We start from the raw sequence: 14,008 nt of genomic DNA, 5'->3' as shown, positions 1-14,008 counted from the left end.
GATGTACCGCGCCGCACTGTGGTTACTGACCGCACTGAGCCTGCCAGCGCTTGCCGCGTCCGGCACATGGTCAGATACGCAGCGCGGTGTGGTATTGCAAAACCGTGGCGTGATGATGTCATCGGGTGCATTAGCCCCGCCGGCCTCCGCGCCCGTGCGCAGTTCAGGCTCCGCCACCATCACAACGCTAAGCTGGAAATACGAAGTGCTTGGCGCAAGACCCGCCGGTCTGCAGGTAAAACTCTGCAACACCCTGAATCACTGCGTGAGTCTGGAAGCCGAAGGCGGGGTGACAAAATCATTTTACGGCCAGACCGCCACTTCGCCATTAAGGTTTGTTTACTTTGTTCCCGGCGGTGGCGCGATGAATACGCCGCTGCGGGTGATGAGTAATCAGGTGATCGTGAACTATCGCTAAATCGCCGGTTTTCCTCCCTTGTATCCCCCACGCTATTCTACTCCGCGCTGTCGCCGGTTCGACAGACATGTTCTGTTACCGCTATGGGTGGCGTAAAATGTCATCGGTCCGCGATTCCCGAATTTCAGCCTGCGAGCCTCGGGTCTCGCACCCTTGATTTGGTGCCATTTTTGAGCATGCCAGTGGGCATTTTTAAAGACACATCTGCATATTTCTATAGTGCTGATATTTTCCGGCAGCGTTACGGAGTTAACAAAAGCGAGCCGGTAAACGGGTAAAATATTTCCCTGTTTGCAGGAAGAGAAAAATGCTTAACAGGGAGATTGACTTTATGGCGTCTGTACCACTATCAAACCCGGGTTCCAATATTGTCAGTGATCATATGAGGGAAGCCCGACAACATGGAATGTCTCGCAATATGGCGACAGCCTGGACGTATTATTGGTTTTATCAAAAGGTTAGAAATGGTGGCCCATGGGACTATGAAATGATATTCATATTGATGATAAAAATCGCGTAACAGTTAATTACAGCGGGCGATTCATAAATATGGCGAGTGGTGTAGATCAGGTGACATTTGAAATACAGAGATAAAACCTCAGATAATAAAAACCGCCATGTGCGGTTTTTTAATGCAACCCCTAAAAACCTTCCGGAAGCCGTCTCCCATTCTCAATGTTTGCTCATTTTATCGGTATGGATACACAGTTGATATTTCCCCGCTGCGGCAATATCCACAACCGGGATTTGCAACGCATTGGCAGTAGGGGTTCAAGATGCTGCGGGCGCTTTCAGAAAGCTTGCCGAGTGAGAGTTTCGAGACGTAAGGCTCGAACACCGAAATGAGGGAACCGCGGAGCGGCAAGATTCCGCGCCTTTCACGGTGGCATCTGAAACATAGCCAGCATCAAACATGGCAAGGTTTGAAAACCGCCCCCGTTTCGGTTTAAACCGAGATCTTGCGTACGGTTTGCCCCGAAACGGTTTCCTGCCCGTTCGGCCCGTAGAATTTCTGCGTCTGACTGGCGTTAAGGATCGCCAGCGCTTCGGTGTTATAGGCAATCTGCTTGCCCAGTAACATGCCGTTGTGACGGTTAATCTGACTCAGTTTAGTGGTCAGTTGCACCACATCTTTCCACATCGCGGAGATTTCCGGCTGTCGGGAATAGGGGGCTGTTTGCCTGAGGCGCTCGTCATGCTGACGACGCTGTTTATCAAGATAGTCTACCGTGGCTAACAATGAACTTTTCTGCTCGGTTATATGCTGCAAGGCTGCACCATTCACGCGTCCTGAGCACAGTATCGTCTGTTCGTGATTAATCACCTGATCCAGCGCTTGCAACGTTTCAACCAAGGTAGTCATGGTCTTGATAAAATTCTTCATCGGGCCTTATTACCTTCCAACTTTTTGTCTTTACACTGATATTTTCAGCTTAAAGACCTTTGAGATAATCCTGCGTGTCCTGTAACAAAGCATCAGCAATTTTGCCGGTATCCATCGTCAGTTTACCGTCGCGGATAGCTTGTTTCAGTTCGTCGACACGTGCCGTGTTGATGTCCTGTGCACTTGACTGCGTCAGAGACGCTTGCGCTGAACTCAGTGTCACCGCCGTACCGCTGGTGGTGGTGCCAGAAACAGACTGTTCTTTACGCGCGTTCTGTACTGACGCTTCAGACGGCTCGCGCTGCTGGATCGGGGTTAAAGGTGAGACACCTTGAGTACGATCGATAGCCATAAATTTCTTCTCCAGTATGAGGACTCAGGGTTTAGAAAATCTCATGAAAACCCTAAAAATGCCGTCACGGGACGACTCTGATACGTTTGTTATCGACATGTGGCGCAATAACTTTAACCTTTATTGCAGCTTTTTGTAGAGCTACGGCTGCATTTAGGATTATATCGTCACTGTCACAGACCCATCTGAGCCTACCGTCCCGTTCACAATTGCACCTGACGGCATTCTGATCCGCACTGATTCATTCGCTGCAGCATTGTTCATCGCCTTACCGGCGCTTGATACATTAAAACCACTGCCTGTTGCCTGAACCTGAACTTCCTGCCCCGCGTGAACCATCCACGGCCGGCGCAACATCGATAACGTCAACGGTTGCCCGATGCTGATATTGCGCAGCGTGATGCCATTCACAGCCTGCTGACTGTCGAGAATGACCTTCGGCGGCAACAGATCCAGTCGCCCGGTTTTTTGTTGCATATCTGTTTGTGCCAGGTGAGAGCCTGCCGGTACGTTCTTTGCCGCGATCCAGTAAGTACCGCTGACCTGCACTTTAGTTTGTACGTAACTTTTCTGACCGTTGCAGTTCACCGCCACGGAGACATTGCCCCAGGTGCGACTGTTCGGTGAAAGCATAAATTGTGGTGATAAACATTGTGGCTGGCGCGCAGCCGGGGTGTTTACGACAACGGTCACCTGCATCCCGCTGTCGGCATATTGCTGCCGGAAGAACTGCTGAATTTGCGAGGACAACAGTGTATCGCTATTGGATGAGGCCGGCACGCTTTTGACGGGCAAAGGCTGGGCATAGCTCATCGCACCAGACATTACACCTATCAGGATGCAACCCAGCGTAATGCCTGAACGACGGATTTTCAGCATATTCATTCGCGTTTTACCTTTGTGCCAGCCTACTACTGCCGACAAGTCTACGCTCACTTTGATATTCCTAAAGGGACAAATAGCGCCCGATTTCATGCTTATTCAGACGATAGCCAGTTGACACTCGCATTTATGCTGTCGACTCCAAAATCTCACTTTGCGGAGGGCGCATGCTCGACAAACTGAACGCCGCACTACAGTTTCAACAGGAAGCGCTCAACCTGCGCGCCCAGCGGCAAGAAATTCTTTCAGCCAATATCGCAAACGCCGACACCCCGGGGTATCAGGCTCGCGATATCGATTTTGCCAGTCAGTTACAAAAGGTGATGGAGCAGGGGCGTGCGAGTGGCAGCGGCATTTCTTTGTCTCTGACGTCTGACCGCCATATCGCGGCGTCCAACGTCCAACCTGCTGATATGGATCTGATGTACCGGATCCCGGACCAGCCATCGGCAGATGGCAACACGGTCGATATGGATCGTGAACGTACCAATTTTGCGGATAACAGCGTGCGCTATCAGACCGATTTGACCGTTCTCGGCGGCCAGATCAAAGGGATGATGTCGGTGCTGCAAGGATAATAGCCCATGTCAATGCTTGGTATTTTTGATATCGCCGGTTCTGCGCTGGCCGCGCAGTCTCAGCGTCTGAACGTCAGTGCCAGTAACATGGCCAACGCCGACAGTGTCACCGGCCCGGATGGTAAGCCATATAAAGCAAAGCAAGTTGTTTTCCAGGTGGATGCTGCACCGGGTCAGGAAACCGGCGGCGTGAAAGTGGCGCAGGTGGTGGATGACCCGGCACCGATGCGCATGGTGTATGAGCCAGGTAATCCGATGGCGGATGCAAAAGGCTATGTGCAGATGCCAAACGTAGATGTGGTCAGCGAAATGGTGAACACCATCTCCGCTTCCCGCAGTTATCAGGCTAACGTCGAAGTGCTTAACACCACTAAGTCGTTAATGATGAAAACCCTGACTCTGGGGCAATAGCGGAGCGAATCATGGCAATTACCACGTCAATTAATGACACCACTGATAACACGACGATCAGCAGTACCAGCTCCGGCGGCTCGTCTACGAAGGGAACCAGTTCAGCGGATGATCTGTCCAGCAGTTTCCTGACCCTGCTGGTCGCCCAGCTGAAAAACCAGGATCCCACCAATCCGATGGATAACAGTCAGCTGACCAGTCAGTTGGCACAAATCAGCACGGTCAGCGGGATTGAAAAACTCAATACCACGCTGGGCAGCATTTCCGGGCAAATCACCAGTGGTTCATCGGTTCAGGCCAGTTCGTTGATCGGCCACGGCGTGATGGTGTCCGGCAGCGCAATTCTGGTCGGCAGCGACACTGACGGCACGGTCAGCACCACGCCATTCGGATTTGAGCTGGAAACGGCCTCTGATACCACCACCGCCACGGTCAGTGATTCCACCGGTAAAGTGGTGAAAACCATTACGCTGGGCGCACAGACTGCCGGCGTGCACAGCTATACCTGGGACGGTACACAGGACGATGGCACCAAAGCACCGAATGGCAGTTACAGCTTTAGCATCAATGCCCTGAAAAATAATCAGCAAATGGTGGCAACACCGCTGAATTATGCGCTGGTCAATGGTGTGACGACAGATTCATCCGGGAATACCGCGTTGGATCTGGGCGTGCGTGGAACCGCGAAAGTTGATTCTGTACGCCAGATTTTGTAAGCGAGCAACTCAGACCGCTCCCTCCCCTGCGAAGGGGGAGGAGCTGTAAACACTACCCACAGTAAAATGGAGCTAATATGAGCTTTTCCCAAGCAGTCAGCGGCCTGAGCGCGGCATCGACTAACCTCGATGTGATTGGTAACAACATTGCCAACTCCGCGACCGTCGGTTTTAAAACAGCGACCGCCTCTTTTGCCGATATGTTCGCCGGTTCCCAAACCGGTATGGGCGTTAAAGTCGCCGCTGTTACTCAGAACTTCAATGACGGTACCACCACCAACACCTCCCGCGGTCTGGATGTCGCGCTGAGCGGCAACGGATTCTTCCGGTTGTCCGACAGCAGCGGTGCCATTTATTACTCACGTAACGGTCAGTTTTCACTGGATGCCAACCGTAACCTGGTGAACATGCAAGGTTTGAGCGTCACCGGTTATCCGGCGACAGGTACGCCGCCTACTATTGCGGCGGGTGCGCAGCCGGTTGCCCTGAACATCCCGACCACCATGATGAGCGCGAAAGCGTCTACTTCTGCCACGATGGTGGCTAACCTGAACTCAACGGACAAGGCTATTCCGGCCACCAAAACGTTCAGCAGCAGTGATGATACCAGCTACAACTACGTCAACAGCATCACCACCTATGACTCACAGGGTAATGCCCACGATAACAACGTCTACTTCGTGAAAACTTCTGCCAACAACTGGGATGTTTATGCACAGGACGGCAGCGTGGCCGGTTCAGCGGCCGCCAAAATTGGGGCTATGCAGTTTGATACCAGTGGTGCGCTGGTCGGCACAACCAATGCGGCAGGCACGGCCAATGCCGGTCTGGCACTGACGTTGCCAATGAACACCGCCACTAACGGTACCGTAACGCCGCAAACGGTGTCTCTTGATTTCACCGGCAGTATCCAGCAGAGCACCGGCAGCGACAGCATCGGTTCCCAGAATCAGGATGGTTATGCAGCGGGTCAGATGACCGGTTATACCATCAATGACGACGGCACGATTGCCGGCACTTACTCCAACAACAAAACCCAACTGCTGGGTCAGATTGTGCTGAGTAACTTCTCTAACCCGGAAGGCCTGAAATCTGAAGGTGACAACGTGTGGACGGCGACGTCTTCTTCCGGCCAGGCTGTGACCGGCATTGCAGGTCAGGGCGGTTTAGCGTCAATGACCAGCGGTGCGCTGGAATCTTCCAACGTCGACCTGAGTGCGGAACTGGTCAACATGATTGTTGCGCAGCGTAACTACCAGTCGAATGCGCAGACCATCAAAACTCAGGACTCCATCCTGAACACGCTGGTTAACCTGCGTTAATACGCGTTCTATCACCTGAAAACAGGGCAGCATTATGGATCACGCTATCTACACCGCAGGCGGCGCAGCCAGCCAGACGCTGGTTCAGCAGTCGGTGACGTCGAGTAACCTGGCTAACGCCAATACACCGGGATTCCGTTCGCAGCTTTTAGCGATGCGCGCAGTGCCGGTGGACGGTGAAAGCCTGCAAACCCGCACGCTGGTCACGGCGTCCACGCCGGGCGCAGATATGACGCAGGGAAAACTGAACTACACCGGGCGTCCGCTGGATGTGGCTTTACAGCAGGACGGTTTCCTTGCGGTGCAGATGCCTGACGGCTCTGAAGCGTATACCCGTAACGGTGACATGCAAGTGTCACCGACTAACCAACTGACCGTTCAGGGTCATCCGGTTATGGGGGATAACGGCCCGATTGAAGTTCCGCCGAACTCTCAGCTTACGGTCTCTGCGGACGGGACGATTGCCGTGCTTGAAGCCGGTGCTGATCCTAACACGATGGGTCAGCTCGGTAAGCTCAAGCTGGTGAAAGCGGCCAACAATGAAGTCACCCGTGGCGATGACGGTATGTTCCGGCCAACGCCGGCGACCGTTCAGGCGCGGGGTGCTGCTTTACAGGCTGACCCGACCATTCACGTTATGCCCGGAACGCTTGAGGGCAGTAACGCGGATCCGGTCTCCACCATGGTTGACATGATAGCTAACGCCCGCCGCTTTGAGATGCAGATGAAAGTCATCCACAGTGTCGATGAAAATGAACAGAGTGCCAACAATCTGCTGTCAATGAGCTGATGATGGCAGAGGAGTAATGACATGATCCCATCGCTGTATATTGCGAAAACCGGTCTGGATGCCCAGCAGACCAATATGGATGTAATCGCCAACAACCTGGCGAACGTCAGCACCAACGGCTTTAAACGCCAGCGTGCAGTATTTGAAGACCTGCTTTATCAGACAGTCCGTCAGCCTGGTGCGCAGTCTTCTGAGCAAACCAATCTGCCATCCGGTTTACAGATTGGTACCGGTGTGCGTCCGGTTTCTACGGAACGTTTATTCTCGCAGGGCAACCTGTCGCAGACCAGCAACAGCAAAGATATCGCCGTTAAAGGGGAAGGTTTCTTCCAGGTTCAGTTGCCGGATGGCACGACGGCCTATACCCGTGATGGTTCTTTCCAGGTTGACCAGAACGGTCAGCTGGTGACCTCAAGCGGTTATCAGGTGATTCCTGCTATCACTGTCCCGGCCAATGCCCTGAGCATGACCGTCGGGCGTGACGGTATCGTCAGTGTGACCACACAAGGTCAGACTGCCGCCCAGCAGGTGGGGCAGCTGACGCTGAGCACCTTCATCAACAACAGCGGTCTGGAATCGTTGGGTGAAAACCTGTACCAGGAAACCCAGAGCTCCGGTGCGCCAACCGAAAGCACTCCGGGCCTGAACGGCGCGGGTCTGCTGTATCAGGGTTATGTGGAAACGTCTAACGTCAACGTGGCGGAAGAGCTGGTCAACATGATCCAGACTCAGCGTGCTTACGAAATTAACAGTAAAGCCGTGTCCACGTCGGACGAAATGCTACAGAAACTTTCCCAGCTGTAACGTTTAGCGGTTGATTGAAAACAAGAGGACAGGGGCGGAAACGCTTCTGTCCTGAACCGGTTCAGATCCCTACCAGGTCGATTTTTTAAAGGCGATAACTGTGGTGACCAAAAAAATAACGTCGGTAATGACTTTTTCTAAAGACCGACCAGGCAAGCTGGTGCTGCCGCTGTTAATCACGTTACTGGCGAATGGTTGCGCGTATATGCCGCATACCCCGCTGGTACCCGGAGCAACCACAGCGAACCCTGCGCCAGCGGCACCGCCGGTTCCTAACGGTTCGATTTTCCAGTCAGTTCAGCCGATGAACTACGGTTATCAGCCTCTGTTTGAAGACCGCCGTCCACGTAACGTGGGTGACACGCTGACCATTGTCTTGCAGGAGAATGTCAGTGCGAGCAAAAGCTCCTCGGCGAACGCCAGTCGTAACGGCGCAACCACCTTTGGTGCTGCGACAGCGCCACGTTATCTGGAAGGCCTGTTCGGCAATGCCCGTGCCGATCTGGATATGTCCGGTGCCAATACCTTTGCCGGTAAAGGCGGCGCAGCGGCCAATAACACCTTCAGCGGCACCCTGACCGTGACGGTGGCGGAAGTGCTGGCCAACGGCAACCTGAAAGTTGTCGGTGAGAAACAAATCGAAATTAATCAGGGAACTGAGTTCATCCGGTTCTCCGGTGTGGTCAACCCGCGCACCATCAGCGGTGCGAACGCCGTGATCTCCACCCAGGTGGCTGATGCACGCATCGAGTACGTGGGGAATGGCTACATCAATGAAGCGCAGAACATGGGCTGGTTGCAGCGGTTCTTCTTAAACTTATCGCCGTTATAACGAGGCAATCATGCGAAAACTACTTTCCGGTATTATCTGTCTGGCGATGTCCGCCCTGGTGGTACTGCCCGCATCCGCCGACCGTATTCGTGATCTGACGACGGTACAAGGTGTGCGTGATAACGCCCTGATCGGCTATGGTCTGGTGGTGGGCCTTGACGGCACCGGTGACCAGACCACACAAACGCCTTTTACCACCCAGACGCTGACCAATATGTTGTCCCAGTTGGGTATTACCGTACCGGCGGGCACCAACATGCAGTTGAAAAACGTCGCCGCCGTCATGGTCACGGCCAAAATGCCCCCGTTTTCCCGCGCCGGACAGGCGATTGACGTCGTGGTTTCTTCTATGGGTAACGCCAAAAGTATTCGCGGCGGTACTTTGCTGATGACGCCGATGAAAGGGGTGGATAATCAGGTTTACGCACTGGCGCAGGGTAACGTGCTGGTCGGCGGAGCGGGCGCGTCTGCCGGTGGCAGCAGCGTGACGGTTAACCAGGTTTCGGGCGGGCGTATCACCGGCGGGGCGACGATTGAGCGTGAATTACCGAGCACTTTCGGTACCGAAGGCGTGATCAATCTGCAACTCAATGATGAAGATTTTAACCTGGCGCAGCAGATCAGCGACGCGATCAACCGTCAGGGGATGGGCATGGCCTCTGCCCTGGATTCCCGCAATATTCAGGTGGTCGTACCGCGTGGCAACACGTCTCAGGTGCGCATTCTGGCGCAGATCCAAAATATCGAAGTGAATGTCGGGCCGATGGACGCGAAAGTGATCATCAACTCCCGTACCGGTTCCGTGGTCATGAACCGCGATGTGACGCTGGATAACTGTGCGGTTGCCCAGGGCAATCTGTCCGTGGTGGTCGATCGCCAGAACGATGTCAGCCAGCCGAACACGCCGTTTGGCGGCGGTCAGACGGTAGTCACGCCGAACACTAATATTTCCGTCCGCCAGTCCGGCGGGTCGATTCAGCAGGTACGCTCCAGTGCCAGCCTGAACAATGTTGTCCGCACCCTGAACGCGTTAGGCGCAACGCCTATCGATCTGATGTCCATTCTGCAGGCGATGAAAACCGCCGGATGCCTGCGTGCTGATTTGGAAATTATCTGATGAGCGATCTGATGTCGATGTCAGGGGCGGCGTATGACACGCAGTCCCTTAACAAACTGAAGCGGGATGTGGCGCAGGATCCTCAGGCGCATATCAAAGAAGTGGCGAAGCAGTTTGAAGGCGTGTTTGTGCAGATGATGCTGAAAAGCATGCGTCAGGCTCTGCCGCAGGGTGGCATTCTGGATAACGAATCCACCAAACTTTATACATCGATGTACGATCAGCAAATTGCCCAGGACATGTCCGACAAGGGGTTGGGCATGGCCGATATGATGGTTGAACAACTGACCGGTGGCAGCAAGCAACCGTCCGAACTGGCGGGAACGGTGCCGATGGCGCTGGACGGTGAAGTGCTGAAAACTCTGCCGGTTCAGGCGATGGAGCAGTATCTGCGTAAAGCTATTCCGACTGCGCCGGACCGCACCACCGGCGGCGCACCGTTGCCAGCCGACAGCGGCCAGTTCGTGTCCAGCCTGACCATTCCGGCACAGGTCGCCAGTAAAGACAGCGGGATTTCGCATCAGCTGATCATGGCGCAGGCTGCACTGGAATCCGGATGGGGCCAGCGTGAAATCCCGACCGCAGATGGTAAACGCAGCTTCAACCTGTTTGGTATCAAAGCGGGCAGCAACTGGGACGGTCCGACCACGAATATTACCACCACGGAATACACCAACGGTGTGGCGAAAAAAGTGCAGGCCAGTTTCCGTGTGTACGGCTCTTATGTGGAAGCCATCAGTGACTACATCAAATTACTGACCAATAATCCGCGTTACGCGCAGGTGGCCTCAGCTAACACCCCTGAACAAGCCGCACATGCGCTGCAACGTGCCGGCTATGCAACTGACCCGAATTACGCCGACAAACTGGTGAGTGTGATCCAGAAAATTAAAGGCGCGGGCGAGCAGGCCGTGAAGGCCTATAGCCATGATTTAAAAGATATCTTCTAGTCCTGCAAATCCTCGTTTTTTTTCTCAAGTTTTAGCGGTGCAGGCCGATAATACGATCAGAATGGGAAAAGGGGATAACCCCCCGTTTCAGTTCCCTTAATTACACGGTGGTAAAAGTCACCGGCAGCCAAAAGGTCACTCATGTCCAGTAGCTTAATTAATACCGCAATGAGCGGACTGAATGCAGCGCAGGCGGCGCTCAGTACCACCGGGAACAACATCGCTAACGTCAGTGTGGCAGGTTATAACCGCCAGACCGCCATTATTACGCAAAGTAATGGTACCTCGACGCCTGCCGGTTATATCGGTAACGGTGTGACGGTGACGGGTGTGAATCGTGAGTACAACTCTTTTGTGGTCAAGCAGCTTCTGGGTGCCAGCGCAACCGGCAGCGCACTGTCAACGCAGCTTGATCAGGCCAGTTCTATTGATGACCTGCTTGGCGACAGCTCCACCGGTATCGATGCTACCATGTCGACTTTCTTTAAAGGCCTGCAAACGCTCACCAGCAATGCCAGTGACAGTTCGGCACGTCAGGCAGTGCTGGGGGAAGCGCAGGGTTTAACCGCGCAGTTCAACAGTTCAGCTAAATACCTGAACGACATGAATACCGCCGTGAACCAGCAGGTCTCGCAGAATGTTGACCAGATCAACACTTTTGCGACGCAGATTGCCAAACTGAATAATCAGATCACTGCAACGCGTGGCAGTACCGGACAGGAACCTAACGCCTTGCTTGATCAGCGTGACCAACTGGTCAGTCAGCTGAACAACATCACCGGTGTAACCGTGACGCAGCAGGACGGCGACACCTACAATATTTCCTTCGCCAATGGCACGCCGCTGGTGAGTGGCGGCAATGCTAAAACGGTTGTTGCCATGGCTTCGAGTGCGGATCCTTCTAAACTGACGGTCGGTATGACCCAGCCGGACGGTTCCGTTTCTGAAATTCAGGAAAGCCGTCTGACCACCGGTACGCTTGGCGGTACGCTGGCTTTCCGAAAAGACAACCTGGCCCCGGCCATCAACCAGCTCGGGCAACTGGCGCTGGCATTGTCTGACAGCTTCAACACCACCAACAAAGCCGGTTTTGATCTCAACGGTGATGCGGGAACGAACTTCTTCTCCTTCACCGGTGCCACTACCGTAGGCAACACCAAAAACACCGGCAGTGCACAAGTGAGCGTGGCGTATACCGACACGGCAGCAGTGAAGGCCAGCGATTACACCATGGCTTACAATGGCAGCAGTTGGGATGTGACACGCGTCTCAGACGGAGCAAAAATCACCCCGACAGCAGGCACCGACAGCAGCGGTAATCCGACGATGAATTTCGACGGGTTGTCGGTTTCCGTCAGCGGTACGCCGGACACCAATGACAGCGTGACCATCAAAACGGTCAGTAACGTGGCAGGCAGCATGAATGTGGCCATCAGTGATTCTTCATTGATCGCCGCTGCGGGCGCGGCAAACAGCGGTGTGAGTGACAACACCAACGCGCAGAAATTGCTGAATCTGCAAACGGCAAAACTGGTAGAAGGTAAATCCACCCTGTCAGGCGCTTACGCCAGCATGGTAAGTAACGTGGGCAACCAGGTTGCCACCCTGACAACTACCAGTACTTCGCAGGCCAATATTGTCACGCAGCTCACCAGCCAGCAGCAGTCTATCTCCGGGGTCAACCTCGATGAAGAATACGGCGATCTGCAACGTTACCAGCAATATTACCTGGCGAACGCGCAGGTCGTGCAGACGGCTTCGACAATATTCGATGCGATCATAAACATTCGCTGATCCCAGAACTGATAAGGAACTGATGCCATGCGCCTTAGTACCAATATGATTTACGACCAAAACATGAATGCGGTGCTGGATGGTCAGAACCGCTTTCAGGCGACAGGTTTACAGCTGTCCACCGGCAGCAAAGTAAGCAAACCTTCGGATGATCCGCTGGCGGCGTCGCAGGCGGTGCTGGTGCGTCAGGCGCAATCGGAGAACAGTCAGTTTTCCGTAGCCCGTACCTTTGCTAACCAGAGCATGAGTCAGGAAGAGTCGATTTTAAGCAGCGTGACCTCGACCATTCAGGATGCGCATACGCTGATCGTTCAGGCCGGTAACGGTTCTTTGAGCGATGATGACCGTTCTTCTCTGGCGACCAAACTGGAAAGCCTGAAATCGCAGTTACTGAACCTCGCGAACAGCACTGACGGTAACGGCCGTTTCATTTTCGCCGGCTACAAAAGTGATACCGCGCCGTATACGCAGGACGCCACAACGGGTGCGGTGACCTATTCCGGGGGCACGACGTCCATTACGCAGCAGGTTGATGCCAGCCGGACGATGACCATCAACCATACCGGTAACCAGATTTTTGATTCATTAACCGGTGATGCAAAAGCCGAACCGGACGGCTCGCCGAGCGAGACAGATGTGTTCAAAACCATCGACGGTGCACTGACCGCGCTGAAAACGCCTTCGGCTGATTACACCACCGATACGCAATACACCGATGCCATTGATAAAGCCAACCGTGGCCTGAGTAACTCACTCAATAACGTACTTTCCGTGCGTTCAGAGCTGGGTACGCAGATGGATGAACTGGACAATCTCGATACGCTGGGCGACAACCGTGACGTGGCGAACTCCACCAAACTCAGTAACCTGGTAGATACAGAGTGGACCTCCGCCATTTCAACCTATACATTGCAGCAGGTCGCGCTTCAGGCATCGTATAAGACATACAGCGCCATGCAGGGGATGTCCCTGTTCCAGATGAATTCGTAATACTCTCCGGCGCGTAAATTTACGCGCCAAACCTTCACTCTTCATTATCGCTGCCTGCCTTTACCGCAGGTATGCAGACATTTTTCTGACTGTACTTAAACCGGGTACTTTCAGCTTTGTATGTCGTCTTTCTAAGGTTTGGCGACATACTCTTTTTCACTCCCTCTGATCCTATTTTCTTCCAAATATTCCCTCTGAAAATATATTTACAGGCTTATTGTCTTTAAATCATCAGATCAATAGCTGAGCGGAAGCTGACGTGTCAGCCATCCGTAATCTACAACTTTCAATATGTATTTTGGTTTATAACCCCTGTCACTTACGCTTTCGGTTTACTGAAATATCATCCGGTGATGGGGGGGGTAATTCTATATTTTCAATAGGATACAAGATATTTAGCAATGCTTAATACTTAAGTAAGAGGATATCCTGGCCTGGGAAATATACAATTTCTGAATAGATTATTTAATCGTTTCACTGTCTGGATGATATATGGAAGAAAGTAACCCCTGGCCCACTTTTGTGGACGCCTTCTCAACGGTTTTATGCATATTTATTTTTCTGATGTTGGTATTTGTTCTCAACAGCATGTTGACGATGTATGAAAGCGCTAAAAAACATTATGTTCCTGAAACCCCCTCGGCGACATATACCGCAAAAGGATTACC

General features: G+C 53.2%; 15 protein-coding genes and 1 pseudogene. 13 read left to right on the top strand and 3 right to left on the bottom strand.

Annotated elements, in window-relative coordinates; translation table 11 throughout:
* Position 1 precedes the first annotated feature (1 nt).
* Entirely contained in the window at positions 2–418 is a 417-nt protein-coding gene (locus tag EVX52_RS18250) for a flagellar protein FlhE (protein WP_129952755.1), read from the top strand.
* Positions 419–1,364: 946 nt separating this feature from the next.
* On the opposite strand, the gene EVX52_RS18240 is transcribed toward EVX52_RS18250, so the two are convergent.
* From EVX52_RS18240 to flgA, 3 genes are all read right to left on the bottom strand, one after another.
* Positions 1,365–1,802, bottom strand: a complete 438-nt coding sequence (locus tag EVX52_RS18240; protein WP_129952756.1) for a flagella synthesis protein FlgN — start codon at positions 1,800–1,802, stop codon at positions 1,365–1,367.
* A gap of 49 nt (positions 1,803–1,851) precedes the next feature.
* The gene (gene flgM / locus EVX52_RS18235; protein WP_129952757.1) at positions 1,852–2,154 is read right to left on the bottom strand and encodes a flagellar biosynthesis anti-sigma factor FlgM; all 303 of its coding nucleotides are present in this window, start codon (positions 2,152–2,154) and stop codon (positions 1,852–1,854) included.
* A 159-nt stretch (positions 2,155–2,313) separates the two neighbouring features.
* On the bottom strand, positions 2,314–3,090 hold the full coding sequence (gene flgA / locus EVX52_RS18230) for a flagellar basal body P-ring formation chaperone FlgA (protein ID WP_129991815.1): 777 nt from the start codon (positions 3,088–3,090) through the stop codon (positions 2,314–2,316).
* A 113-nt stretch (positions 3,091–3,203) separates the two neighbouring features.
* Between flgA and flgB the strand changes: the two genes are divergently transcribed.
* The 12 genes and pseudogenes from flgB to EVX52_RS25785 all read left to right on the top strand — a co-directional run.
* On the top strand, positions 3,204–3,614 hold the full coding sequence (flgB, locus tag EVX52_RS18225) for a flagellar basal body rod protein FlgB (RefSeq protein WP_129952759.1): 411 nt from the start codon (positions 3,204–3,206) through the stop codon (positions 3,612–3,614).
* Between the two features lie 6 nt (positions 3,615–3,620).
* A complete protein-coding gene (flgC, locus tag EVX52_RS18220; protein WP_013575164.1) occupies positions 3,621–4,025 on the top strand; it encodes a flagellar basal body rod protein FlgC in 405 nt (134 codons plus the stop codon).
* 11 nt (positions 4,026–4,036) lie between these two features.
* The gene (flgD, locus tag EVX52_RS18215; RefSeq protein ID WP_129952760.1) at positions 4,037–4,741 is read left to right on the top strand and encodes a flagellar hook assembly protein FlgD; all 705 of its coding nucleotides are present in this window, start codon (positions 4,037–4,039) and stop codon (positions 4,739–4,741) included.
* 77 nt (positions 4,742–4,818) lie between these two features.
* Positions 4,819–6,063, top strand: coding sequence for a flagellar hook protein FlgE (gene flgE, locus EVX52_RS18210; RefSeq protein WP_129952761.1), 1,245 nt, complete (start codon positions 4,819–4,821; stop codon positions 6,061–6,063).
* A 34-nt stretch (positions 6,064–6,097) separates the two neighbouring features.
* On the top strand, positions 6,098–6,853 hold the full coding sequence (locus EVX52_RS18205; protein WP_129952762.1) for a flagellar basal body rod protein FlgF: 756 nt from the start codon (positions 6,098–6,100) through the stop codon (positions 6,851–6,853).
* A gap of 21 nt (positions 6,854–6,874) precedes the next feature.
* Positions 6,875–7,657, top strand: coding sequence for a flagellar basal-body rod protein FlgG (flgG, locus tag EVX52_RS18200; RefSeq protein ID WP_013575168.1), 783 nt, complete (start codon positions 6,875–6,877; stop codon positions 7,655–7,657).
* A gap of 127 nt (positions 7,658–7,784) precedes the next feature.
* On the top strand, positions 7,785–8,489 hold the full coding sequence (locus EVX52_RS18195) for a flagellar basal body L-ring protein FlgH (RefSeq protein ID WP_129991917.1): 705 nt from the start codon (positions 7,785–7,787) through the stop codon (positions 8,487–8,489).
* Positions 8,490–8,499: 10 nt separating this feature from the next.
* Positions 8,500–9,606 (top strand): flagellar basal body P-ring protein FlgI, encoded by a 1,107-nt coding sequence (locus tag EVX52_RS18190; protein ID WP_129952763.1) that lies wholly within the window; start codon positions 8,500–8,502, stop codon positions 9,604–9,606.
* Positions 9,606–10,556 (top strand): flagellar assembly peptidoglycan hydrolase FlgJ, encoded by a 951-nt coding sequence (gene flgJ / locus EVX52_RS18185; RefSeq protein ID WP_129991814.1) that lies wholly within the window; start codon positions 9,606–9,608, stop codon positions 10,554–10,556. Before EVX52_RS18190 ends, flgJ begins: the two co-directional genes overlap by 1 nt.
* 141 nt (positions 10,557–10,697) lie before the next feature.
* Entirely contained in the window at positions 10,698–12,350 is a 1,653-nt protein-coding gene (flgK, locus tag EVX52_RS18180; RefSeq protein WP_129952765.1) for a flagellar hook-associated protein FlgK, read from the top strand.
* A gap of 27 nt (positions 12,351–12,377) precedes the next feature.
* Positions 12,378–13,340, top strand: a complete 963-nt coding sequence (flgL, locus tag EVX52_RS18175) for a flagellar hook-associated protein FlgL (RefSeq protein ID WP_129952766.1) — start codon at positions 12,378–12,380, stop codon at positions 13,338–13,340.
* A 492-nt stretch (positions 13,341–13,832) separates the two neighbouring features.
* Positions 13,833–13,944: pseudogene (locus EVX52_RS25785) on the top strand (hypothetical protein); the annotation flags it as partial.
* Positions 13,945–14,008: the final 64 nt, after the last annotated feature.

It is taken from the genome of Rahnella sp. CFA14(1/10) (genome assembly GCF_004195095.1).
Taxonomy (GTDB): domain Bacteria; phylum Pseudomonadota; class Gammaproteobacteria; order Enterobacterales; family Enterobacteriaceae; genus Rahnella; species Rahnella perminowiae.
Note: the sequence above shows the minus strand (reverse complement) of the source record. Positions and strands in the feature narration are given on the sequence as shown.